At 59.5% G+C, this 21,464-nt stretch carries 22 protein-coding genes and 1 other RNA gene; 19 read left to right on the forward strand and 4 right to left on the reverse strand.

Features of this window, described 5'->3' with window-relative positions; translation table 11 throughout:
* Nucleotides 1-14 precede the first annotated feature (14 nt).
* From B5D32_RS03725 to recR, 12 genes are all read left to right on the forward strand, one after another.
* The gene (locus tag B5D32_RS03725; protein ID WP_078783746.1) at nucleotides 15-875 is read left to right on the forward strand and encodes a methylenetetrahydrofolate reductase; all 861 of its coding nucleotides are present in this window, start codon (nucleotides 15-17) and stop codon (nucleotides 873-875) included.
* On the forward strand, nucleotides 875-1,540 hold the full coding sequence (locus B5D32_RS03730; RefSeq protein ID WP_078783747.1) for a hypothetical protein: 666 nt from the start codon (nucleotides 875-877) through the stop codon (nucleotides 1,538-1,540). Before B5D32_RS03725 ends, B5D32_RS03730 begins: the two co-directional genes overlap by 1 nt.
* 14 nt (nucleotides 1,541-1,554) lie before the next feature.
* Complete coding sequence (locus tag B5D32_RS03735) at nucleotides 1,555-3,960, forward strand: homocysteine S-methyltransferase family protein (RefSeq protein WP_078783748.1); 2,406 nt, start codon at nucleotides 1,555-1,557, stop codon at nucleotides 3,958-3,960.
* A 166-nt stretch (nucleotides 3,961-4,126) separates the two neighbouring features.
* The gene (locus B5D32_RS03740) at nucleotides 4,127-5,431 is read left to right on the forward strand and encodes an SGNH/GDSL hydrolase family protein (protein ID WP_078783749.1); all 1,305 of its coding nucleotides are present in this window, start codon (nucleotides 4,127-4,129) and stop codon (nucleotides 5,429-5,431) included.
* An 18-nt stretch (nucleotides 5,432-5,449) separates the two neighbouring features.
* Nucleotides 5,450-7,027, forward strand: a complete 1,578-nt coding sequence (locus B5D32_RS03745; RefSeq protein WP_078783750.1) for an MBOAT family O-acyltransferase — start codon at nucleotides 5,450-5,452, stop codon at nucleotides 7,025-7,027.
* A 14-nt stretch (nucleotides 7,028-7,041) separates the two neighbouring features.
* Nucleotides 7,042-8,568 (forward strand): amino acid adenylation domain-containing protein, encoded by a 1,527-nt coding sequence (locus tag B5D32_RS03750; RefSeq protein WP_078783751.1) that lies wholly within the window; start codon nucleotides 7,042-7,044, stop codon nucleotides 8,566-8,568.
* Nucleotides 8,565-9,734, forward strand: coding sequence for a diaminopimelate decarboxylase family protein (locus B5D32_RS03755; RefSeq protein WP_078783752.1), 1,170 nt, complete (start codon nucleotides 8,565-8,567; stop codon nucleotides 9,732-9,734). The genes B5D32_RS03750 and B5D32_RS03755 overlap by 4 nt, the downstream gene beginning before the upstream one ends.
* 25 nt (nucleotides 9,735-9,759) lie before the next feature.
* Nucleotides 9,760-9,987 carry an acyl carrier protein gene (locus B5D32_RS03760; RefSeq protein WP_078783753.1) on the forward strand — a complete coding sequence of 76 codons (228 nt, stop codon included), beginning with the start codon at nucleotides 9,760-9,762 and terminating at the stop codon, nucleotides 9,985-9,987.
* Between the two features lie 102 nt (nucleotides 9,988-10,089).
* Nucleotides 10,090-10,189: signal recognition particle sRNA small type (ffs, locus tag B5D32_RS03765), an RNA gene on the forward strand.
* Nucleotides 10,190-10,254: 65 nt separating this feature from the next.
* Complete coding sequence (dnaX, locus tag B5D32_RS03770) at nucleotides 10,255-11,976, forward strand: DNA polymerase III subunit gamma/tau (RefSeq protein ID WP_078783754.1); 1,722 nt, start codon at nucleotides 10,255-10,257, stop codon at nucleotides 11,974-11,976.
* A 21-nt stretch (nucleotides 11,977-11,997) separates the two neighbouring features.
* A complete protein-coding gene (locus B5D32_RS03775; RefSeq protein WP_078783755.1) occupies nucleotides 11,998-12,339 on the forward strand; it encodes a YbaB/EbfC family nucleoid-associated protein in 342 nt (113 codons plus the stop codon).
* A 10-nt stretch (nucleotides 12,340-12,349) separates the two neighbouring features.
* A complete protein-coding gene (gene recR, locus B5D32_RS03780) occupies nucleotides 12,350-12,949 on the forward strand; it encodes a recombination mediator RecR (protein WP_078783756.1) in 600 nt (199 codons plus the stop codon).
* Nucleotides 12,950-12,996: 47 nt separating this feature from the next.
* Here recR and B5D32_RS03785 read toward each other — a convergent pair whose 3' ends face one another.
* Nucleotides 12,997-13,839 (reverse strand): SDR family oxidoreductase, encoded by an 843-nt coding sequence (locus B5D32_RS03785; RefSeq protein WP_078783757.1) that lies wholly within the window; start codon nucleotides 13,837-13,839, stop codon nucleotides 12,997-12,999.
* 211 nt (nucleotides 13,840-14,050) lie between these two features.
* Between B5D32_RS03785 and B5D32_RS03790 the strand changes: the two genes are divergently transcribed.
* Nucleotides 14,051-15,382: an MATE family efflux transporter gene (locus tag B5D32_RS03790; RefSeq protein ID WP_078783758.1), complete on the forward strand. Its 1,332-nt coding sequence runs from the start codon at nucleotides 14,051-14,053 to the stop codon at nucleotides 15,380-15,382.
* Between the two features lie 80 nt (nucleotides 15,383-15,462).
* Here B5D32_RS03790 and B5D32_RS03795 read toward each other — a convergent pair whose 3' ends face one another.
* From B5D32_RS03795 to rpmB, 3 genes are all read right to left on the reverse strand, one after another.
* The gene (locus tag B5D32_RS03795; RefSeq protein WP_078783759.1) at nucleotides 15,463-16,656 is read right to left on the reverse strand and encodes an ATP-grasp domain-containing protein; all 1,194 of its coding nucleotides are present in this window, start codon (nucleotides 16,654-16,656) and stop codon (nucleotides 15,463-15,465) included.
* 43 nt (nucleotides 16,657-16,699) lie between these two features.
* Nucleotides 16,700-16,873, reverse strand: coding sequence for a DUF4250 domain-containing protein (locus B5D32_RS03800; RefSeq protein ID WP_078783760.1), 174 nt, complete (start codon nucleotides 16,871-16,873; stop codon nucleotides 16,700-16,702).
* Between the two features lie 76 nt (nucleotides 16,874-16,949).
* Nucleotides 16,950-17,138 carry a 50S ribosomal protein L28 gene (rpmB, locus tag B5D32_RS03805; protein ID WP_040917667.1) on the reverse strand — a complete coding sequence of 63 codons (189 nt, stop codon included), beginning with the start codon at nucleotides 17,136-17,138 and terminating at the stop codon, nucleotides 16,950-16,952.
* Between the two features lie 216 nt (nucleotides 17,139-17,354).
* On the opposite strand from rpmB, the gene B5D32_RS03810 reads away from it, so the two are divergent.
* Genes B5D32_RS03810 through B5D32_RS03835 form a run of 6 tightly spaced genes read left to right on the forward strand, consistent with a single transcriptional unit; the run spans nucleotide 17,355 to nucleotide 21,397 of the window.
* Nucleotides 17,355-18,011 carry a site-2 protease family protein gene (locus B5D32_RS03810; RefSeq protein WP_242943393.1) on the forward strand — a complete coding sequence of 219 codons (657 nt, stop codon included), beginning with the start codon at nucleotides 17,355-17,357 and terminating at the stop codon, nucleotides 18,009-18,011.
* Nucleotides 18,012-18,015: 4 nt separating this feature from the next.
* Nucleotides 18,016-18,741, forward strand: coding sequence for a segregation and condensation protein A (locus tag B5D32_RS03815; RefSeq protein ID WP_078783762.1), 726 nt, complete (start codon nucleotides 18,016-18,018; stop codon nucleotides 18,739-18,741).
* Nucleotides 18,738-19,313 (forward strand): SMC-Scp complex subunit ScpB, encoded by a 576-nt coding sequence (gene scpB / locus B5D32_RS03820; protein WP_078783763.1) that lies wholly within the window; start codon nucleotides 18,738-18,740, stop codon nucleotides 19,311-19,313. Before B5D32_RS03815 ends, scpB begins: the two co-directional genes overlap by 4 nt.
* Nucleotides 19,314-19,319: 6 nt before the next feature.
* Nucleotides 19,320-20,147, forward strand: a complete 828-nt coding sequence (locus B5D32_RS03825) for a hypothetical protein (RefSeq protein WP_078783764.1) — start codon at nucleotides 19,320-19,322, stop codon at nucleotides 20,145-20,147.
* Between the two features lie 35 nt (nucleotides 20,148-20,182).
* Nucleotides 20,183-20,572 (forward strand): GerW family sporulation protein, encoded by a 390-nt coding sequence (gene ytfJ / locus B5D32_RS03830; protein WP_078783765.1) that lies wholly within the window; start codon nucleotides 20,183-20,185, stop codon nucleotides 20,570-20,572.
* A gap of 15 nt (nucleotides 20,573-20,587) precedes the next feature.
* Nucleotides 20,588-21,397 (forward strand): pseudouridine synthase, encoded by an 810-nt coding sequence (locus tag B5D32_RS03835; RefSeq protein WP_078783766.1) that lies wholly within the window; start codon nucleotides 20,588-20,590, stop codon nucleotides 21,395-21,397.
* Nucleotides 21,398-21,464: the final 67 nt, after the last annotated feature.

Raw genomic sequence — 21,464 nt, forward strand, 5'->3', positions numbered from 1 at the left:
ATAAGGAGTAGAAAATGACGATTACGGAACAGTTCAAAGCCAAACGCTGCGTTTTCTCTATCGAATGCTTCCCGCCGAAACAGACAACCCAGATGGATAAGCTCAAGGACACCCTGCGCCAGATGCAGGCCATGGACCCCGGCTTCATCAGCGTCACCTTCGGTGCGGGCGGCTCTGCGGGCGGCGTCTCCACCGCGGAGGTGGCCGACTACATTCAGAACGAGCTGCATATCCCCACGCTGGCGCACCTGATCTGCATGGGCAACGACGAGACCCGTGCAGCGGAGATTTTGGATCAGCTGGAATCTGTCGGCGTCCGGGATGTGCTGGCCCTGCGCGGGGACCGCAGCCCGTCCCGCCCGGAGAGCCCCGACTTCAAACACGCCAGCGACCTGACGTCCTTTAAATGGAAGAAGCCGGAATTTTCCGTTCACGGTGCCTGCTACCCGGAGGGCCACCCCGAGGCCGACAGCCTACTGCATGACGTTGAGAACCTGCGCATCAAGCAGGCCGCCGGTGCCGAGCACCTGCTGACCCAGCTTTTCTTTGACAACATGCACTTTTACCGCTTTCTGAATCTGGCACGCCGCGCAGGCATCACGCTGCCGGTCTCTGCCGGTGTCATGCCCATCGTCAAGCGCAGCCAGATCGAACGCACCGTTTCGCTTTCTTCGGCCAGCCTGCCGTCTGAGTTCACCCGTATGATCTCCCGCTATCAGGACGACCCGGCCAGCCTGTACGACGCCGGTATCGACTACGCCGTCAGGCAGCTGCGCGACCTCATTGAGGGCGGCGCAGACGGCATCCACCTGTACGCAATGAATGACGCCGCCGTGGCCGCGAAGGTCTACGACGGCATCAGGGATCTGCTGTAATGGAGCGCCGCAAGCCCGCCGCCATTGACCGCGCCACGGCGCTGCGCTACATGGGTGCGTCCGGCTGGACGCCCGATGCCGCCACCGCGGTCCTGCTGGACAAGGCCGAGCAGACCGTGCTGACCGCTGCTGCGCCGCGTGCGGTGTACCGCCGTCTGCCGCGTACCGCCCTGCCGCTGGAAAACTGCGGCAGCGACCTGACGCGCCATCTGCAGGGCTGTGACGAGGTCCTTCTGCTGGCAGCGACCCTCGGGGCCGAGGTTGACAAGCTTTTGCGCCGCATGGAGCTGACTGACATTGCCCTGGCCGCCGCGGCAGACGCGCTGGCCTCGGTGCTTTTGGAACAGGTCTGTGACGAACTGGAGAACGAAATACGCGCTCAAATCGAGGCGCAGGGTGTCTTTATGACCGGGCGCTACGCGCCGGGCTACGGTGACTGCCCGCTGGAGCTGAACGACGCGCTCTGCCTTGCGGCGGACACGGTGCGCGGCTGCGGCCTGGCCGTGACGCCCCAGCACCTTTTGACCCCCCGCAAGAGTACCACCGCCATTTTAGGCATTGCCGACCATCCCGTGACCGGCACCCGCGCAGGCTGTGCGACCTGCCATTTAAAGGAGACCTGCTCGTTCCGCAAGCGCGGCACGACCTGTTTCACACAAGACTGATAGGGGAGAAGCGTATGCAGATTCGTGAAGTTTTTGACCGCAAGCGGTTTGTTTTTCTGGACGGCGGCATGGGCACCCAGCTGCAGGCACGCGGTCTGCAGCCCGGGCAGAAGCCCGAGCTTGCCGCGCTGGAAATGCCGGAGGTTTTAACGGCCATCCACACTGACTACGCCAACGCGGGCGCGGATATTCTGCTGGCAAATACCTTTGGTGCCAACGCCAAGAAGCTGACCGGCTGCGGCCACACGGTGGAGGAGGTCGTTTCCGCTTCCATCGCCTGTGCGCGCAAGGCCGCCGAGACCACCGGCGCGTGTGTCGCGCTGGACATCGGCCCTCTGGGTGAGCTGCTCGTCCCCGCGGGCACGCTGGCGTTTGAGGATGCCTACAATGAGTTTGCACAGGTCATCCGCGCCGGTGCGGCGGCAGGGGCTGACCTCGTCTTTTTGGAGACGATGACCGACCTGTATGAGCTGAAGGCCGCCATCCTCGCCGCCAGGGAAAACTGCAATCTGCCTGTTTTCACCTCAATGAGCTTTGAGAGCCGCGGGCGCACCTTCACGGGCTGCACCGTCGAAAGCTACGCCGTCACGGCAGCGGGTCTCGGCGCGGACGCCGTGGGCATCAACTGCTCACTCGGCCCCAAGGAGATTCTGCCCTTCGCGCAGCGCCTCTGCCGCAGCGTGCCCGCAGGTGTTCCGGTCTTTGTCAAGCCGAACGCCGGTCTGCCGAACCCCGACGGCAGCTACAATCTCGACCCGGATGAATTTGCCGCCGAGATGAAGGAGTACGCCGCCATCGGCGTTTCAATGGTCGGCGGCTGCTGCGGCACGACGCCCGCGTTTATCGCCAGGCTGCATGAGACCTTCAGCCCGCTGACCCCGGCTGACAAGATTCCCATCCGCCGCAGCTGTCTGTGCACGCCGGTCCGCTTTGTGGAGGTCAACGGCATCACTGTGGTGGGGGAGCGCATCAATCCCACCGGCAAAAAACGGCTGCAGCAGGCCCTGCGGGACGGCGACAGCGCCTACCCCTGCACTCAGGCTGTGGCCCAGGCCGAGGCCGGTGCGCAGGTGCTCGACGTCAATGCGGGCCTGCCCGGCATCGACGAGGCCGCCACGCTGGAGCAGCTTGTCAAGGATTTGCAGGCCGTCACCGACCTGCCGCTGCAGCTCGACTCCTCGAATCCCGAGGCCTTGTCCCGTGCGCTGCGCATCTACAACGGCAAGCCCATCGTTAACTCGGTCAACGGTGAGCCGGAGACGTTGGAAAAGATTCTGCCGCTCTGCAAAAAGTACGGCGCCGCCGTCGTCGGCCTGGCGCTGGACAAGGGCGGTATCCCGCCGACAGCCGAGGGCCGCTTTGCGATTGCTCAACGCATTGTCGCCGCTGCCAACGCCGCCGGTATCCCGAATGAGGACATCTACATTGACTGCCTGACGCTGACCGCCAGTGCCCAGCAGGAGGGTGCCGTCCAGACGCTGGAGGCTCTGTCCCGCTGCAAGCGTGAGCTGGGCGTGCGCACTGTGCTGGGCGTGTCGAACATCAGCTTCGGCCTGCCGTGCCGCGGCTACCTGAACACAACGTTTTTGACGATGGCCATGTCTGCCGGGCTCGACCTTGCCATCATGAATCCCAACACGCCGGAAATGATGGCTGCCGTGCGCGCCTACCGCGTGCTGACCTCGCAGGATTTACAGAGCACCGACTACGTTGCCGCCTATGCCGATGTGCAGATCCAGACGACGCAGACGAGCAAGTCCGCCGCCACCGTGGCCGAGGTCGGCGCCGCCGCACCGGGCGGGGACGCCCTGTTTGAGGCTGTGCGCCGCGGCCTGAAGGCCGAAGCCCGCGCCGCCGCGGACGCCGCGCTGACAATGCGCGAACCGCTGGACGTAGTGAATGTCTCGCTGATTCCCGCACTGGACGCCGTGGGCGACGGTTTTGAGAAAGGCACGGTATTCCTGCCGCAGCTTTTGCAGGCCGCCACCGCCGCGCAGGCTGCGTTCGAGGCCATCAAGGCCAAAATTGCCGCCTCCGGCCAGGCGCAGGGCAGCAAGGGCAAGATCGTCATTGCCACAGTCAAGGGCGACGTGCATGACATCGGCAAGAACATTGTCCGTGTCATCCTCGAAAACTACGGCTATGACGTACTCGACCTCGGGCGCGACGTTGACCCCGAGCGTGTCGTAGAGGCCGTGCGCCAGACCGGTGCAAAGCTCGTCGGCTTGTCGGCCCTGATGACGACCACCGTTCCCAATATGCAGGCCACGATCGAGGCCCTGCATGCCGCGCACCTTGACTGCAAGGTCATGGTCGGCGGCGCGGTGCTGACGCCCGACTACGCCCGGGACATCGGTGCCGACTACTACTGCAAGGATGCCAAGGCCAGCGCTGATTTGGCCAAGCAGCTTTTAGGCTGATTGTATAGAGCCGCGTTTCACGAAGAAACGCGGTTTTTTGCACAATTGTAAAATCTTACCTTTGTCAGCAAATCACCATTGCAGGGAAGTTCCAATTGATGTATAATAGTCGTGTTTATTGTTTTTGGACATTTTCCTTTCTTTGTCTGTTTTAGGAGCGTATCTTTTGAAGCACATAGCCAAAATCGCAGCGTTCACCGCGATTTTTCTGATTATAAATCTGATTCTCTGCGGCTTTATGCCGCCTGATAATGGTTCCAGCCTTGACATGTGGCGCAGCTACCACCAAAAGCAGTCCATTGACATTGCCGTCATTGGCTCTTCGCTGGCTTCCTGCGCCCTGCCCGAAGAAGAACTCGCCGCCGCAACAGGGGAGACCGTTGCACTGATGGCAACAAACGCCCAAAGCTTGGATATGTCGCAGATCGCGCTGGAGACCCTGCTTCGGGAGCATTCTCCCCGGTATGTGATCCTTGTCATGGATCTGACCAACATGACAGGCAAACCCTATGCCAAAGCCCAAAAGGCTTTTTTATATGCAGAGCTGCAGACGGATTCCTGGAAGGATAAGCCCGCTGACCTGCTGCGCTACATGACCAGCCGTGATAACTTTACAGGTGCAGATTCCCTGAATGCGCTTTTTCCCTGGCAGAGCGGCAGCTGGCCCACCGACTGGCCCGCTACGATCCAACAGAAATGGAATGCCGTACTGAATCGTCTGCCGCATCGGCGCGGTGCGGCCCATGCCCAGCCGGAGGATACCGCAGTCATCAACTTTGACACTGTCGGCGCGGTGAACACCTGGAACCAGAACGCCCACGATTTTAGCGCGCAGCACATTGAGGAGCTGACCTCCATGCTGCAGCTCTGTCAGGAGAACGGCACACGCCTTTTGCTCATCAGTGCGCCCAAGACCACGCTGGATGTCGTGAGCTACGAGACGTATTTTGACGACTACGCCTACTTCAAGCAGCTGGCAGCAGAGTATGGGGCTTCCTATTATGACTTTAACCTTGCAAAGCCAGAGCTGTTTGAGAACAAAGAGCCTGACTATCACAAGGATTTCACCCACATGAATGCTGCCGGCGGGCATGCGTTCAGCCTGAGCATGGCAAAGTTTCTGGCCATGCTGGACGCCGGGCAGGATGTGGAATCGTTGTTCGAGACACCGTCAGAATATCTGGCCGCCGTAAACTATATCACCAACGTCTACCTGACGCCGGAGGTTCACCCGGACAAGATTTTGCTGCTGGCCGGTTCCTACCACGGTCCGTCCGTACAGGCTGAATACGAGTTCTGGGTCAAAGCGCCGGGGGAGAGCGAATACAGCCGGGTTTCCGCGTATTCTACCCGCTCCTGGACCGAGTACCCAGCGGCGGAGCACGGCACCTACCAGTTCCGCGTGAATGCCCGTATTGTTGGTTCTTCCGCCGATTTTGAGCGATATTATGAATGTTCTGTCGATTTTTGATTTTGTGGATGGTGTAGTGTGGAAATCTATTCCCTGAGTTTCTTCCTGCTGGTCAGCGTTGGACTCATTTTATATTATACTGTTTTCAGCCGCTGCCAATGGATCTGCCTGCTGGGGTTGAGCCTGCTGTTTTTTACCGCCAGCGGCTGGAAGGGCCTTGTTTTTCTGCTTTTCACTGCGTTGACGATCTGGCTCGGCGGCTTGCAGCTGGCAAAGCTGGATGCCGATTCCGCCGCGCGGCGAAAGGCTCCGGGCATAACCAAGGACGAAAAAAAGGCCATCAAAGCACAGTCGGTGCGCCGCAAAAAATGTCTTGTTGCTGCTGTGCTGACTGCCAACTTTCTTGTGCTTGGCTACTTCAAATACTGGTCCTATTTTGCGGAGCTGCTCTCCGGTGCATTTTCGGCCACAGCGCCGTCCTCACTGGGGCTGGTCATGCCGCTTGGCATCAGCTTTTACACGTTTCAGGCCGTCGGTTATCTGATTGACTGCTACCGTGGTCGGCACCCGGCAGAGAAAAACTACGTCCGCTTTCTGCTTTTCATCAGCTTTTTCCCGCAGCTGATCCAGGGCCCCATCAACCGCTACGGAGAGATGGCCCCGCAGCTCACCGCCCGTCACATCTGGAACTGGGAGCGTACCAAACGTGCACTGTTCCTGTTTCTGTTCGGCGCAATGAAGAAATATGCCATCGCAAACCTGACCGCCCCGACGATTGCCGCCATCCTCGACGGCAATGACCCCAAGCTGGCCGGTTCTATGGCACTGCTGGCCATTTTGCTGTACTCGCTGCAGCAGTATGCAGATTTTTCCGGCGGCATTGATATGGTATTGGGTGTTGCGCAGCTGTACGGCATTGAGATGATGCCCAACTTCCGGCAACCGTATTTTTCTACCTCGCTGGGGGATTTCTGGCGGCGCTGGCATATTTCGCTGGGTGCGTGGATGCGTGATTACCTGTTCTATCCCTTTGCACTGACCAAGCCGATGCAGCGCTTCGGCAAGTGGGCCACATCGCATTGTGGCAAGCATTTTGGCCGTGTGCTGCCCGCTGCAGTCGCCAACCTGCTTGTGTTTGCTGTGGTCGGCATCTGGCACGGCCCGCAAGCGCACTACCTTGTCTGGGGTCTGTATAACGGTCTTGTCATTGCGCTGGCTGACCTGCTGGAACCCGCTTTCAAAAAGCTCAACACGGCGCTGCACATTCCTACCGAAAGCCGCGGCTGGCACGTTTTTCGCATCGTGCGGACCTTTATCATCGTCAACATCGGCTGGTACTTTGACCGCAATGAGTTTGTGCAGGGGTGCATCTACCTGCGCAGCACCTTTACGGATTTCAATTTGTCCGCATTGGCCGCGAATGCACCCGGCGCTTTCAAGGCAGTCTCCGGCCCGGCCTGGGGGCTTGTCATCATCAGTACCCTTCTGGTCTTTGCCCATAGTGTGCTGAAGGAACAAGGCCGCGACCCTTACGCAGAGGTACAGCGGCTGCCGCTTGCGCTGCGCTGGGTTTTATACTATCTTGTTATTTTCATGGTACTCCTCAGCTTTATCTGCGTCAATGAAACCGTTGGTTTCCTCTATGCCAACTTTTAAGAAAAGAGCTTTCTATGCAAACAAACATTCTGGACTGGCTTGAAGCCACGTCCGCCCGCTGCCCGGATGCCCCCGCTGTGGGGGATGACAAGACAGACTGTACCTGGGCACAGCTGGCCGACACGGCCCGCCGCGCCGGCAGCTTTCTGGCGTCCCGCACGATGCCGCGCCGCCCGGTGGCATTTTACCTGGAAAAATCCGTTTCCGCCTTTGCTGCCATGCTTGGCACAGTCTACGCGGGCTGCTGCTACTCGGTGCTTGACACCCGCCAGCCCGCTGCCCGCACTTTGCAGGTATTGGATACTTTGACCCCTGCACTTCTTGTTACGGACGAGGCCCACGCTGCCGCAGCCGCCGCGCTGGGGTACAGCGGGCAAATCATCCGGCTTGACGATCTGCTGGCCGCACCCGCGGACGCTGCCCTGCTGGTAAATCGCCGCCGTCAGGCTGTGGACGTTGACCCTCTGTATATCAACTTCACAAGCGGAAGCACCGGTGTGCCAAAAGGCGTCACCGTCAGCCACCGCTCGGTGCTGGATTTTATCCCGCAGTTTGCCGAAATTTTCGGCATCACACAAAACGATATTCTGGGCAATCAGGCTCCCTTTGACTTTGACGTTTCGGTCAAAGACCTGTACACGGCACTGTACACGGGGGCTAAGGTGCAGATCATCCCGCGCGCTTATTTCAGTCAGCCCACAAAACTCATGGACTATCTGGCAGACCATGAGGTCACCATACTTGTCTGGGCCGTCAGTGCCATGTGCTTTGTCTCCATCATGAACGGCTTTAGCTACCGTATCCCTTCCCACATACGGCAGGTATTGTTCAGCGGCGAAGTCATGCCCATCAAGCACCTGATGAAGTGGAAGTCCGCTCTGCCGCACGCCCGGTTTGTGAACCTCTACGGCCCGACAGAGATTACCTGCAACTGCACCTACGCCATTTTGCCGGACCGCGATTTTGCCCCGGATGAGGCGCTGCCCATCGGATGCGCGTTTCCCAACGAGAAGGTCTTTCTGCTGGACGAGAATGACGCCCTTGTCACCGTGCCCGGGCAGGCAGGGGAGATCTGCGTTTCCGGTACGGCGCTTGCCCTCGGCTACTATGCTGACCCTGTGCGCACAGCGCAGGCCTTTACCCAGAATCCGCTGAACACCAACTGGTATGAGCGTATTTACCGCACCGGCGACCTGGCCCGCTACGACGAAAGCGGCAGCCTGTATTATATTGGCCGCCGGGATTTCCAGATCAAGCACATGGGACACCGCGTAGAGCTTGGCGAAATTGAAGCTGCCGCTATGCGCTGCGACGCTGTGACCCGTGCCTGCTGCACGTTTGATGCCGAACGCCAGCGGCTCCACCTGTTTTACACGGGCAGCTGTGAGAAAGCTGCCCTGCTGGCTGCGCTGAAAGAAAGTCTGCCGCCTTTTATGCAGCCGAATACTGCTGTGCAGCTGGACGAGATGCCGCTGAATAAAAACGGCAAAATTGACCGCACGGCACTGGCTGCCCTGACGAAAAAAGGAGCCCATAAATGACCGACGCTTCTTTACAAAAAATTGCTGCCACCTACGGCACACCGACGTTTGTCTTTGACACTGACGCTTTGCAGGCCCGCGTGCGCGCTATTCAGACGATCTGGGGCAGGGAAATCGACCTTTGCTATTCCATCAAAGCCAACCCATTTCTGCTGCCTGCCATGATGCAGGTCACTGCGCGGCTGGAAGTATGCAGTCCCGGAGAGCTTTCGCTCTGCGAGAGCCTGCATGCTGCGGATGCACGTGTTATCTATTCGGGTGTTAATAAGACGCCCGTGGATATTGCCCGCGCCTTGGCCGACGGCGTCGGCACCTGCACAGCGGAATCTCTGCTGCAGGTCCGCTATCTGCAGGATGCTGCACGCAAGGCCGCCAAGCGGCTGCCTGTGCTGCTGCGGCTGAACGCGGGCAGTCAGTTCGGCATGTCAAAGGAGGATCTTTTCACCGCATTGGCGCATCGCAGGGAAACACCTGATCTGGAGTTTATCGGCATTCACTACTTTGTCGGGACCCAGCGCAAAAAGCTGGTCAATCAGCAAAAAGAGCTGGCCATGCTGCGGGAACTGTACGCTGAAATTGAGCAGACCTTCGGCCTGCGTCTGCCGGAACTGGAATACGGCCCAGGGCTGGCGGTGCCGTATTTTGACGGCGACGATTTTACCGACACACTGTCCCCGGCCAAAGACCTTGCGCCAGCACTGCGCGAAGTCAGCAGCTGGGTCCATCTGACCGTTGAGATGGGCCGCTTTTACACCGCCGAATGCGGTTATTACCTGACCACCGCCATGGACTGCAAGGACCACGGCGGGCAGCACTACTGCATTGTGGACGGTGGAATGAACCACCTGAATTATCTTGGCCAGATCATGGGTATGAAACGCCCGCATCTGCGCCATTTTGCTGCCCGGGCAGCTTCCGTACAGGACTGGACACTTTGCGGCAGCCTTTGTACTACGAACGATGTTCTTGTGCGCAGTATGCCGCTGGCCGGACTATGCCCCGGCGACCTGCTTGTTTTTGAAAACACCGGTGCCTACTCTGTTACGGAAGGACTTGGTCTGTTTTTGAGCCGCGACCTGCCGCAGGTCATTCTGTGGCAGAACGGCACGCCGCACCCGGTACGCAGTGAAACGCCGACCTATCCCATCAATACACCCGCTGTGTAAGATAATTTGAAAAGGAGAAATACCAATGGAACGTTTACTGGAAATTTTAAGCGAAATCAAAGAGGACGTGGACTTTTCCACCTGTACAACGCTGATCGATGACGCCATCCTGGACTCTTTCGACATTCTGCAGATCATCTCGGCCCTGAATGAGGAATACGACATTTCGATCCCCGCATCCGAAATCATGCCGCAGAACTTCAACAGCGCCGAGGCCCTTTACAAGATGGTCCAGCGCCTGCAGGAAGATTGATGTCCGAGATGCCCGAAATATAAGATAACGCTTGCATTTATTCCAAACTTATTGTATAATACTAAAAGCGGACAGGGCTGAATTGCGCTGTTTCGCGTACAGATGCAGGTCCCGCGCGTGGGCAGCCTGTGAACCATGTCAGGCGGGGAACCGAGCAGCATTAAGCGGCGCTTGCCTAGTGCCGCGGTCAAGCCTGCATCTGTACGCAAAGCAGCGCAGCCGCGTGCTCTGCCCGCTGTTTTTTGTAGCTTTGCAGGAGGTGAGCCGATGTACCGTGCCCTGTATCGAAAATGGCGTCCCCAGCGCTTTGCGGACGTGGTTGGCCAAACGGCCATCGTCACGGCCCTGCAGAACCAGATTTCTGCCGGGCGCATCGGCCATGCGTATCTGTTCACCGGTACCCGCGGCACCGGCAAGACGACCTGCGCCAAGATCTTTGCCAAGGCGGTCAACTGTCTGGACACCTCCAGCCCTGACCCCTGCGGCGAGTGTGAAATTTGTAAGGGCATTGACTCCGGCTCCGTCATGGACATCATCGAGATGGATGCCGCGTCGAACAACGGCGTTGACGACATCCGCGACCTGCGCGACGAGGTGGCCTATCTGCCGTCGGTCTGCAAGTACAAGGTCTACATCATCGACGAGGTGCACATGCTCTCCACCGCGGCGTTCAACGCGCTGCTCAAAACGATGGAGGAACCGCCAGAGCACGTCATCTTTATCTTAGCCACCACCGAGGTGCAGAAGGTTCCCGTCACGATTTTGAGCCGCTGCCAGCGGTATGACTTCACCCGCATCACGGCGGATGACATTGCCGGGCGGCTGCTCTACGTGGCCGGGCAGGAGAAGATCGAGCTGGACGAGAACGCCGCACAGTTGATTGGCCGTCTGGCAGACGGTGCCATGCGTGACGCGCTGTCCATTCTGGACACCTGCGCCGGTGTCGACAACCACGTGGACGAGGCGCTCGTCCGCCGTATGGCCGGTGTCACGGACAGGGGCTACCTGTTTGAGATCAGCGACGCCATCGCGGCAGGAGACTCCGTCACTGCACTGGAAAAGATCGCCGAGCTGCGCCAGCAGAGCGTCGATATGCGCCGCCTCTGCATGGAGCTCGCCGGGCATTACCGCAATTTGATGCTCTGCGCGCTGCCGGGCGGCACGTCACTTCTGACCGGCATCTCGCCGGAGGAGGAGGCCGCCTACACCCAGCGCAGGGACTTCCCGCAGCTGGAAGCCATCCGTGCTGTCAATGCGTTCGGCTCGGCGCTTGAGAAAATGAGCCGCGGCACTGACCAGCGCATTGAGCTGGAGCTGGCGATTTTCTCGCTGACTCAGCCCGAGACTGCCGCCGCACCTGTTATCATCCGGCAACCCGCCCCGGCAGCACCCGCCGCGCCCCAGGCGTTCGCCAGCACGCCGCGCGCCTACACGGCAGCGCCGCCGGTACAGGCTGCGCCCTCTGTAGTGCCGCCCGTGGTACAGCCGCAGAGCGTTCCCGCCGCTGCACCGGATGATGTACCGCCGCCCATTGACGATGACCCGCCGTTCCTGCAGCCGGAGCTGAAGCCCGCCCCGCAGCAAACTCCCGCGTCGGTACCGCCAGCACCCGCTGCCCCGGCCCCGCGTAAGGCCGAGCCGCCGCGGCAGGCAGGCCCGTTGGAGCCGTTCGCCTTCTGGCCCGCCGTGCTGGCCGATTTGGAGGAGAATGATGCGATGCTCATCTCCTTTTTGCGCGGCACCCGGGCCTACTGTGACGGCAAGCGCGTGCTGTTTGAGTGCAGCGACGCCTTCCGCGATTATATCCGCAATAACCGGGAGGTCAGCAAGCGTCTTAAGGAAGCTATTTACCGTGTATCGCGCACCAAGTACAGTATCGGCCCCTATGTGGAGCCGAAGACCGACGACACCACCGCTGCCGTCAGCTTGGATGAGACCCTGCACACGATGCAGGCGCTTGGTGTCGATTTGAAAATCGTTGATAAATAATTATTTTTGGAGGATACAACCATGAAAGCAAGACTGCCCAAGGGCTATGGCCGACCCGATCCCAACGCCATGATGCGTCAGGTCCAGAAGATGCAGGACGACATCCGCGCCAAGCAGGAGGAGCTCGAAGCCAAGGAGTACACCGGCACCGCCAGCGGTGAGATGGTCACTGTCACGATGAACGGCAAGCATGAGATCACCGCCGTCAAGATCAAGCCCGAGGCCGTCGACCCCGATGATATTGAAATGCTTGAGGATCTGATTGCCGCCGCCGTCAACAGCGCTTCCGCTGCCGTTGACAAGGACTCCGAGGAGGAGATGTCCAAGATGACCGGCGGTCTGAACATCCCCGGTCTGGGCTAAGAGGCTGCCTATGTTCAACAACAATGTTGAGCCGCTGGAGAATCTGATCGACCAGTTTGCCCAGTTTCCCGGCATTGGCCGCAAAAGTGCGGTGCGTATGGCCTATCAGGTCATGTCGATGCCGCCCAAGCAGGCCATGGAGCTGGCCAAGGCGATTGAGCACGCCAAAAGCGACCTGCACCGCTGCCGCATCTGCCAGGACTACACCACCGGCGATGTCTGCAAGATCTGTGCCTCCCAGAAGCGTGACCGCAGCATTATCTGCGTGGTCGAGGGCCCGCGCGACATCAAGTCGATTGAGCGCACCCACGAGTACAACGGCCTGTACCATGTGCTGCACGGCCTGATTTCGCCGATGGATGGCATCGGTGCTGATCAGCTCTGCATCAAGGAGCTGCTGGCCCGTCTGAATGATACCGTCAAGGAGGTCATCATGGCCACCAGCCCGACGGTGGAGGGCGAGGCCACGGCGATGTATATCGCCAAACTCATCAAACCGCTGGGCATCAAAACGACCCGCCTGGCCTATGGCCTGCCCGTCGGCTCGAGTCTGGAATACGCCGATGAGACGACGCTGTACCGTGCCATGGCCGGACGCGGCGAGATGTAAAAAAATTCCTGTACCGCTTTTGCCGGTACAGGTTTTTTATTGCAGCTTTATTTCAGCAGACCGTAATCCCGCAGACAGCGCTGTACACCCGTCAGGGTATCGTCAAAGCCGACACCCGCTGCCGCACGGAACCTGCCGCCGTCCATCAGCAGGCTGCGCGGCCAGTCTGCCGTCTCTATGACGGGGTGGATGTCCAGCAGCGCACAGGCGCGCCGGGCCGTCGTGACCATGTCGCAGTCGTTCTCGCTGCCAAAGTTGTACACACCGCCCGGCAGTTCCATGGCCTGGGTCAGCCGCTCCACGGCCTCCCGCACATAGGTGATGCCGCGGTAGTCCCGCGCCGAAAACCGCAGCGTCTCCTGCCGCATAGCAGCGGTCAGCAGGTTCAGCAGGAAGTTACCGCGGATCGGCAGGCCGTACCCGGGCAGGTCGTACATCCAGGCCGCCCGCAGCAGCACGGCATCGGGCAAAATATCCAGCACGCGCTGCTCCATCTCCTGCTTGTGGCGGCCATAGACGTTGGCGGGGGAGAGCGGTATATCCTCGTCAAACGGCCCGTGCTCAGTAAGGCCCGTGTAGACCTGGTCAGAGCTGAACGCAACCAGCCTTGCGCCGCTTTTTTGCGCTGCAGCCGCCATCCAGCACGGCAGCAGAACGTTGGCGCGGTAGGACTCGTCCGGGTGCTTTTCGCTGTAGCCCGTGTCAGAGAGCGCCGCCGTGTGTACGATCACATCTGGCTGCTCGCGCCGCACCCAGTCGGCCACGGTCTGCTCATCCGCTGCGGCCAGCATTCCTTTGGGGAAGGCGCACAGCTCGTACCGCCCCGCCAGCTGGGTCATGATGCGTGCCCCCACAAAGCCGCCCGCGCCGGAGACCAATAGCTTTTTCATGTCTTTTCCCTCGCAATACGATTTTTGTCTTTATTGTACCGTTTTTGCGCAGCTGTTGCAAGCGGCTTGACAAATTCCGCGCTGGTTTGTATAATAGAAACACCTAAAATAAGGTGTGGATTTTTACAGTTCTGATACTACTTTTCGCCACACAGCGCTTTCTTTCCGGGAAAGCGTTGTGTGGTTTTTGTTGTGTCAAAAGGAGAAGCCCATGAACGATACCTTCATGAAAGAAAAGCCGATTTTTCCACTGCTGACCTCAATGGCCCTGCCCATGGTCGTCTCGATGCTGGTCAATGCACTGTACAACATCGTGGACAGCCTCTTTGTCGCCCGCATCAGTGAGGAAGCCATGACTGCGCTTTCCCTCGTCTACCCGGTGCAGAACCTCATCAACGCGATTGCCATCGGCTTCAGCATCGGCATTGCCGCGCTGATCTCGCTGCATCTCGGTGCAGGCAACAAAGAAAAGGCTGACATGGCCGCCACCCACGGCATGGTGCTTTCGCTGATCCACGGCGTCGTGATTTCCATCGTCTGCACCGCCATCATGCCGCGGTTCCTGCGCTCCTTCACCAGCGACGAGACCGTCATTGCCATGGGCGTGACCTACTCCCGCGTTGCCTTTATGTTCGCCGTCGTCATCATGGCCGCTATGGCGTTTGAGAAGATCTTTCAGGCGGTGGGCCGGATGAACATTACGATGATCGGCCTGATGGGCGGCTCGGTCTGCAACATCATTCTGGACCCGCTGTTGATTTTCGGCATCGGCCCGTTCCCCAAAATGGGCATTGCCGGTGCGGCGCTGGCTACCGGCATCGGCCAGATGGTCCCTGTCATCTTCTATCTGATCGTCTACTTCGTCAGCCCTATCCCGGTCAGACTGCGCTCCGGCTGCCTAAAGCCGGACGCCAAAATGGCCCTGCAGCTCTATTCCATCGGCGTACCGGCCATCCTGAATCTGGCGCTGCCCTCGGTGCTCATCACCTTCCTGAACTCGCTGCTGGCCGTCTACTCTCAAAGCTATGTCGTCGTGCTGGGTATCTACTATAAATTGCAGACCTTCCTGTACCTGCCCGCCAACGGCATTGTGCAGGGTCTGCGCCCCATCATCGGCTACAACTACGGCGCGGGGGAGTATGACCGCGTCAAAAAGCTCTACCGCACGTCCATGGGCATGTGTGCCGCCATCATGGCCGCGGGCACGGTGCTCTGTCTGGCGCTGTCCGGCCAGCTGATCGGGCTTTTCAGCTCGAACGCCGAGACCATCGCCATCGGCACGTCGGCCCTGCGCATCATCTGCGTAGGTTTCATCGTCTCGACGATTTCAGTCGTCGCCTCCGGCTCGCTGGAGGGTCTCGGCATGGGCGTGCAGTCACTGGTCATCTCGCTGTGCCGTTACATCGTTGTCATCATGCCGCTGGCCTGGCTGTTCTGCCGCCTGCTGGGTGCCGACGGCATCTGGAACGCCTTCTGGGTGACCGAGGTCATCACGGCGGGCATTTCAATGGTCGTATACCACAAGAGCGTGAAGCTGAAATAAACCAACAGGAGCCTGACCACAGCCGGTCAGGCTCCTGTTTTATATAAGTAAAAGGCTTCCCCGGGGGGGAAGCCTTTTCGTTACGCCTGCTCCTGCACGTACCGAATAAACGCATCGCGCTCCGCGGTGGAGCGCACAACGGCCGTGTACATCCAGTCGCCCATGTCCAGGCGCAGCGCCTGGGGAATGCGCTCACACATCCGCATACGGGAGCCGTACTTGGCCATGATCTGCGCATGGGTGTGCTTGTACTCATGGCAGTCGCGGCGGCCTACGTAGACGCAGAAATACTTCGGGCCGTCCAGTTCGGCGTTGCGTACCTCGTCGTAGCAGACCATGTCCGCCCAGATCTGGTAGCAGTCCACCGAGTTCGCATAGTTGATCATGTCGGGCGTGTAGCCGCCTGCGGGGCGCATGTTGACCTCCAGCGCGACGTAGTCGCCCTTTTTGCCAAGACCCGGCTTGTCCTCATTCAACTGGAAGAACTCACAGTGGAAGAAGCGGCTCTTTGCGCCGAACGCCTTGATGGTGCGGAAGCCCACGTCCTTCAGCGCAGCGGGCACGGACTTCTGCGTCCAGTAGGAGAGATCGCCGTTCTGACTGACGATGTCCAGCAGCGGGGTGGGGAACACGTTGGAGGTGTAGAACAGCGGCACGCAATGGCTGTCGGCCACACCGTCAAAGCTGACGATGGTGCCGTTGATGTACTCCTCCATAATGTACCGGACGTTATGCGGCTCGGCGTAGAATTCTTTCAGCTCGGTAAAATTGCGTAGCTTGTAGGTTGCCTCGGCACCGCAGCCGTTGTCCGGCTTGACGATGACCGGATAGCCGACCTCTTTGATGAAGGCGCGGGCCTCGGCCAGTGTGCTGACAATATGGTAGCGCGCCACCGGTACACCCGCAGCGATGTAGCTTTCCTTCATTTTGCTCTTGTACTTGATGCGCTCGATGAAGTCATTCTTCGCACCGGTATTGATGTTGAAATCCGTGCGCAGCTGGGCGTCCATCTCCAGCCAATACTCGTTGTTGGACTCGATCCAGTCGATCTTGCCATAGTGGAAGGTAAAGTACGCGACAGCGCGGAGCATCTCGTCGTAATTGCCAAGATCATTCACGCGGTAATACTCAGTCAGGCACTGCTTCAATTCCCAGGGAATCTCGTCAAACGGAGCATCACCGATGCCCAGCACATTGACGCCGTTGCGGTGCAGACGGTCACAGAAATTCCAGTAGGTCTTGGGAAAATGCGGGCTGACAAAGATAAAATTCATCGGGTACTTCAACTTCCTCTCTCAAACTTCACACAAACCGGCGTCACACAAAGCGATTCTGTGCAGCGTCATACTCATAGCCGATCTCGCGCAGGGCCGCACACAGCGCGTCACGGTCAGTCTCCTCACGGTCACACAGCGCGTCCAAACTGGCGTCGCGGTCCCGCAGTTGGGTGTTTACATAGCTCAACAGCATTACAGGGTCACGGGGGAGCATAGACCCACCTCCTAAAAAGCAAGCGTAAAAGAGAAAAAGCCGGTCACACGATGTGACCGGCATTTTTTCCTTCCAATCAGACCGCGCGGGTAACTTTACCAGAGCGCAGGCAGCGGGTGCAGGCGTAGATATACTTCGGGGAACCGTCCACGATCGCCTTCACGCGCTTGACATTGGGGTTCCAGGTACGGTTGCTCCGACGATGAGAGTGAGAAACCTTGATACCGAACGTGACACCCTTGCCACAGCAAGAACATTTGGCCATAATTGCTTGCACCTCCTTTTCAATAGCTTTAATAGTATAGCGTATACTGCGCGAAAATGCAAGTGTTTTGACAGAAAAAATTTTGATTTTTTTCATAATTTTGCGTTTTTGTTTGATTCAGGCGCTAAATATTGTGTTTTCGGTGCCCACAGGGCTTGTCTTGCCGCCATTTCTACGATATAATAGACTAAGCTTTTAATGGGGTGGTGTTATCTTTTGAACGGATTGTTGTCTCCCGCGGTGATCGTGCAGTATCTGCTGCGCGCTGTTGTCGTGCTCATCACCATCCCGTTTCACGAGTCGGCCCACGCGCTGGCCAGCCATCTGCTGGGTGATGACACTGCCGTGCGCGCCGGGCGTCTCTCGATGAATCCGCTGCGCCACTTCGACCCGCTGGGTGCCCTGTGCATGCTGGTGGGAGGCGTCGGCTGGGCCAAGCCCGTCTCGATCAACCCGTACAACTATAAGAACCCCAAGGTCGGCATGGCGCTGTCCGCCGCCGCGGGCCCTGCCAGCAATCTGCTGCTGGCGTGGGTGTCGATGATCCTGTACAAGCTGTGCTGGTACAGCGGGCTGGGGGACGCCGTGCCCGTGCTGACGATGTTCCTATATTATATGGTAGCCATGAATCTGAGCCTGGCGGTTTTCAATCTGCTGCCGGTGCCGCCGTTTGACGGCAGCCGCATTGCGCTTTTGTTTTTGCCGCAGCGGCTCTATTTCAGAGCGATGAAATATGAGCGATATATTATGCTGGCCGTGCTGGCACTGGTGTTTTTGGGTCTGCTGGACGCGCCGCTGTCTTGGCTTGTCAACGGTATGTGGCGGCTGATGCTGCACCTGACAGGCTTTGTGGAGCTGCTTTGGGGGTATTGAGTTTTTGCCGGAAGTTCTGACATTTAAAATAGAAGATTTTGAGGGCCCACTGGATTTGCTGCTGTACCTGGTGGGCAAAAATAAAATGAACCTCTATGATGTCAACATCATGGAGCTGATCGAGCAGTACACCGCTGCCATCCGGGAGATGCAGCAGGACCGGATGGAGATTTCCAGCGAGTTCATCGACATGGCGGCGCATCTGGTGCAGATGAAAAGCGCCCTGCTGCTGCCGCGCAGCCCCGAGGCTGAGCGCATGAAGGCCGAGCTGACGGGGCGTTTGATCGAGTACAGCGCCTGCAAGGAGGTGGCCGCCCAGCTGGGCAGCCGTGCCCGTGACCTGTACACCGTAGCCCGTGAGCCGATGCCGCTGGTCGGCGCTGCCGAATACACCCGCCGCCATGACCCGAACTGGCTCGTGCAGGCGTGGTTTAATCTGATGGGCCGCAGCACCCGCAAGAAAAAGCCCACGCAGGAAAAGTTTGAGCCGCTCGTCACCGCGCCGTTTGTCTCCGTCGCCAGCCGCGTCTCCCACATGCTGCGCGGCTTGCTCAAGGGCAGCCTGCAAAAAATAGGCCAGCTGTTCAGCCATGAGGAAAGCCGCAGCACAAACGTAGCGACCTTCCTGGCGCTGCTCGAGCTCATCCGCGCGGGACGCGTCAAGGTCGACGACAGCGGCACCTTGCAGCTGGACCGCACACACCGCAGAAGAAAGGACAAAACGCCATGACAGAACGACAGGAGCTCGGCTCTCTTGAAGCCATGCTGTTTGCCCACGCCGAGCCTGTGGAGACCGCCCGCCTGGCCGACGCCCTGCGGCTGGACGCCGACGAGGTCACCACGCTTTTGCAAAAGCTGCAAAAACACTACGATGAGCAGGAGAGCGGCATGGTCATCCTGTACTTCGAGCCTGACCGCTGGCAGATGACGACCCGCCCGTACTACGGCGAGATGGTCAAGCGCATTCTGGACACCCGCCGCAACGCGCCGCTTTCGCCTGCCGCACTGGAGGTACTGGCCGTCATCGCCTACAATCAGCCCGTCTCCCGCAGCTTTATCGAGCAGGTACGCGGCGTTGACTCGTCGTCCACCGTCACCAAGCTGTTGGACAAGGGACTGATCGAGGAGGCGGGCCGCCTGGACCTGCCCGGCAAGCCGGTAGCTTTCCAGGTCACGGACACATTTCTACGCGTCTTTGGCCTCGGCAGTCTGGCCGACCTGCCACCGCTTCACGGCGAGGCTGCCGAGAGCGCCGAGCCGGAGGAGACGGAAGGCGACGACGGTCAGCTGGAATGGAAGTGATTGCTTATGGCCATTCTGTTGTTCCTTCTCCGACTGATCGGCTGGGTGCTGCTGGCGGTGCTCTTGCTGCTGCTCGTCGCCCTGCTGATACCGCTGGGCGTTCGGTTTGCGTACCGTCCGGGCAGCGTGCGGGCCACGGCCTGCTACGGACCGCTGCACTTCACGCTCTGGCCGCGCAAGGGCCAGCCGGAAGCACTGAACAAGCCCGCCTCCGCCGCACCGCCCGGGCAGACCGTGCGCAAGACGGCGGACGGCGAACAGGCTTCCGTCACCGTGGCGGTCAAGCCGGACAAGCCCGCACAGACCGTCGCCCGGCAGCCCGCGGCGCAGGGGAAGCCCGAAGCGCCGAACCCTGCTGACAGTGTCCCCGCTGAAGACGCCGATGCTGAGGGCAGCGCGAAAAAGATCGGTCTGCCGTTCGGCATCTCGGCGCGCATCGACGCCGCTATGCAGCTGCTGTCCAATGACCCGATGGCATTTGCCCGGTGCATGCTGGGCCACACAGGCTGGCTGGGGCGTCATCTGCTGCGTTCGGTGCGGATGTCCGGGCTGGACATCTTCTGGACCGTGACCGCCGACGAGGCCAGCGCCACCGCCGAGCTGTTCGGCGCCGAAATGGCGCTTGCCAACAATCTGCTGGCTCTGGTCCAGCAGTACATCCGCGTACAGAGTGACCGCCTCTGGCTCGAGCCGGATTTCACCGGCGAGCGCGCAGGGGAGCGTATCGTCTCGTTCCGTCTGACGTCCTGCGCCGCCGTGCTGCTCTGGCTCGTCATCCGGCTGCTGCACCGTCTGTGGAAGGACCCGCAGCTGCAGCCCGCCGCAAAGGCATAAACGATTTCTTTTTTCGATAAAAGGAGGAACTTACAATGGCTGAACATCCTATTCAAGGTCTGATGGGCGTCACCATCGAGAAAATCCGCGACATGGTCAACGCCGAGACCATCATCGGCGACCCGATCCATGTGGATGACACCACCATCATCCCGGTCTCCCGCGTCACCTTCGGGTTTGTGTCCGGCGGCTCCGACGTCGGCCCCAGCTCCAACAAGCAGATGTTCGGCGGCGGCAGCGGCGCAGGCGTCTCGGTCACGCCGGTGGCATTTCTCGTAGTTTCCAACGGCAATGTGCGCACCGTCCAGCTGGTGGAGAAGGTCTCCGCCGTTGACAATGTTATAGCCTCGCTGCCGGAGCTGGTGGACAAGGTCGCTGCGCTCATCAAGAAAGAAAAGCCGGGTGCTGACGCACCCGCCGAATAAGGAGTATAAATTTTAATGGCAGAACAACGTATTCAAAAGGTACTGGCCGACCAGGGCATCTGCTCCCGCCGCGAGGCCGAGCGCCTGATCGCTGCGGGCAAAGTCAAGGTCAACGGCCACCCGGTCACCCTGGGCGACAAGATGGACCCCGACTATGACAAGGTCATGATCGACGGGCAGACACAGCGCATCGTGCGCAAGCGCCAGTACACCTATATCATGCTGCACAAGCCCCGCGGCTATCTGACGACCCGCTCTGACGACCGTGGCCGCAAGACCGTCATGGATCTTGTTTCCGATGTGCCCGCCATGCTGCGCCCGGTGGGCCGCCTGGACAAGGACAGCGAGGGTCTGCTGCTCATGACCGATGACGGCGCGTTCATCAATATGCTGACCCACCCGTCCGGCGGTGTCGGCAAGCTGTACCGCGTCACGGTCAATCCCCGCGCCACTGAGCAGCAGATCATCGAGATGTCGTCCGGCGTTGTGCTGGATGACGGCGTCAAGACCAAGCCCTGCGTCATCCACGTCGTGGTCGATGAGCCGGGCCGCAGTGTGCTGGAGATCACCCTGCACGAGGGCCGCAACCGCCAGATCCGCCGCATGTGCTCCGCTGTCGGCCTGCAGGTCGTGCGCCTGCGCCGCAGCGCCGAGGGTCCCGTCAAGCTCGGTATGCTGCAGCCCGGCGAGTACCGTGAGCTGAAAAAGAGTGAGATCAATGCCCTGCGCAACGCAGCCATGAAATCTGCCGGCAAAGGGGAGAGCCGTGCTGCCAGCCCGGCCCGCCGTCCCGGTCCCCTTAAAAAGCGCACAAATTCTGACTAAAATTGCAGAAAATTCTGAAAAATGTGCAATATTCCACTTGTGGAAACGTCGCGAACGTAGTATAATT

Origin of the sequence: Gemmiger formicilis, assembly GCF_900167555.1 — a bacterium.
GTDB classification, from domain to species: domain Bacteria; phylum Bacillota; class Clostridia; order Oscillospirales; family Ruminococcaceae; genus Gemmiger; species Gemmiger formicilis.

Coding starts and splice junctions, on each gene's coding strand:
- B5D32_RS03725 (WP_078783746.1), top strand. CDS start 15: ATGACGATTACGGAACAGTTCAAAGCCAAACGCTGCGTTTTCTCTATC.
- B5D32_RS03730 (WP_078783747.1), top strand. CDS start 875: ATGGAGCGCCGCAAGCCCGCCGCCATTGACCGCGCCACGGCGCTGCGC.
- B5D32_RS03735 (WP_078783748.1), top strand. CDS start 1,555: ATGCAGATTCGTGAAGTTTTTGACCGCAAGCGGTTTGTTTTTCTGGAC.
- B5D32_RS03750 (WP_078783751.1), top strand. CDS start 7,042: ATGCAAACAAACATTCTGGACTGGCTTGAAGCCACGTCCGCCCGCTGC.
- B5D32_RS03755 (WP_078783752.1), top strand. CDS start 8,565: ATGACCGACGCTTCTTTACAAAAAATTGCTGCCACCTACGGCACACCG.
- B5D32_RS03760 (WP_078783753.1), top strand. CDS start 9,760: ATGGAACGTTTACTGGAAATTTTAAGCGAAATCAAAGAGGACGTGGAC.
- dnaX (WP_078783754.1), top strand. CDS start 10,255: ATGTACCGTGCCCTGTATCGAAAATGGCGTCCCCAGCGCTTTGCGGAC.
- B5D32_RS03775 (WP_078783755.1), top strand. CDS start 11,998: ATGAAAGCAAGACTGCCCAAGGGCTATGGCCGACCCGATCCCAACGCC.
- recR (WP_078783756.1), top strand. CDS start 12,350: ATGTTCAACAACAATGTTGAGCCGCTGGAGAATCTGATCGACCAGTTT.
- B5D32_RS03785 (WP_078783757.1), bottom strand. CDS start 13,839: ATGAAAAAGCTATTGGTCTCCGGCGCGGGCGGCTTTGTGGGGGCACGC.
- B5D32_RS03790 (WP_078783758.1), top strand. CDS start 14,051: ATGAACGATACCTTCATGAAAGAAAAGCCGATTTTTCCACTGCTGACC.
- B5D32_RS03795 (WP_078783759.1), bottom strand. CDS start 16,656: ATGAATTTTATCTTTGTCAGCCCGCATTTTCCCAAGACCTACTGGAAT.
- B5D32_RS03800 (WP_078783760.1), bottom strand. CDS start 16,873: ATGCTCCCCCGTGACCCTGTAATGCTGTTGAGCTATGTAAACACCCAA.
- rpmB (WP_040917667.1), bottom strand. CDS start 17,138: ATGGCCAAATGTTCTTGCTGTGGCAAGGGTGTCACGTTCGGTATCAAG.
- scpB (WP_078783763.1), top strand. CDS start 18,738: ATGACAGAACGACAGGAGCTCGGCTCTCTTGAAGCCATGCTGTTTGCC.
- B5D32_RS03825 (WP_078783764.1), top strand. CDS start 19,320: ATGGCCATTCTGTTGTTCCTTCTCCGACTGATCGGCTGGGTGCTGCTG.
- ytfJ (WP_078783765.1), top strand. CDS start 20,183: ATGGCTGAACATCCTATTCAAGGTCTGATGGGCGTCACCATCGAGAAA.
- B5D32_RS03835 (WP_078783766.1), top strand. CDS start 20,588: ATGGCAGAACAACGTATTCAAAAGGTACTGGCCGACCAGGGCATCTGC.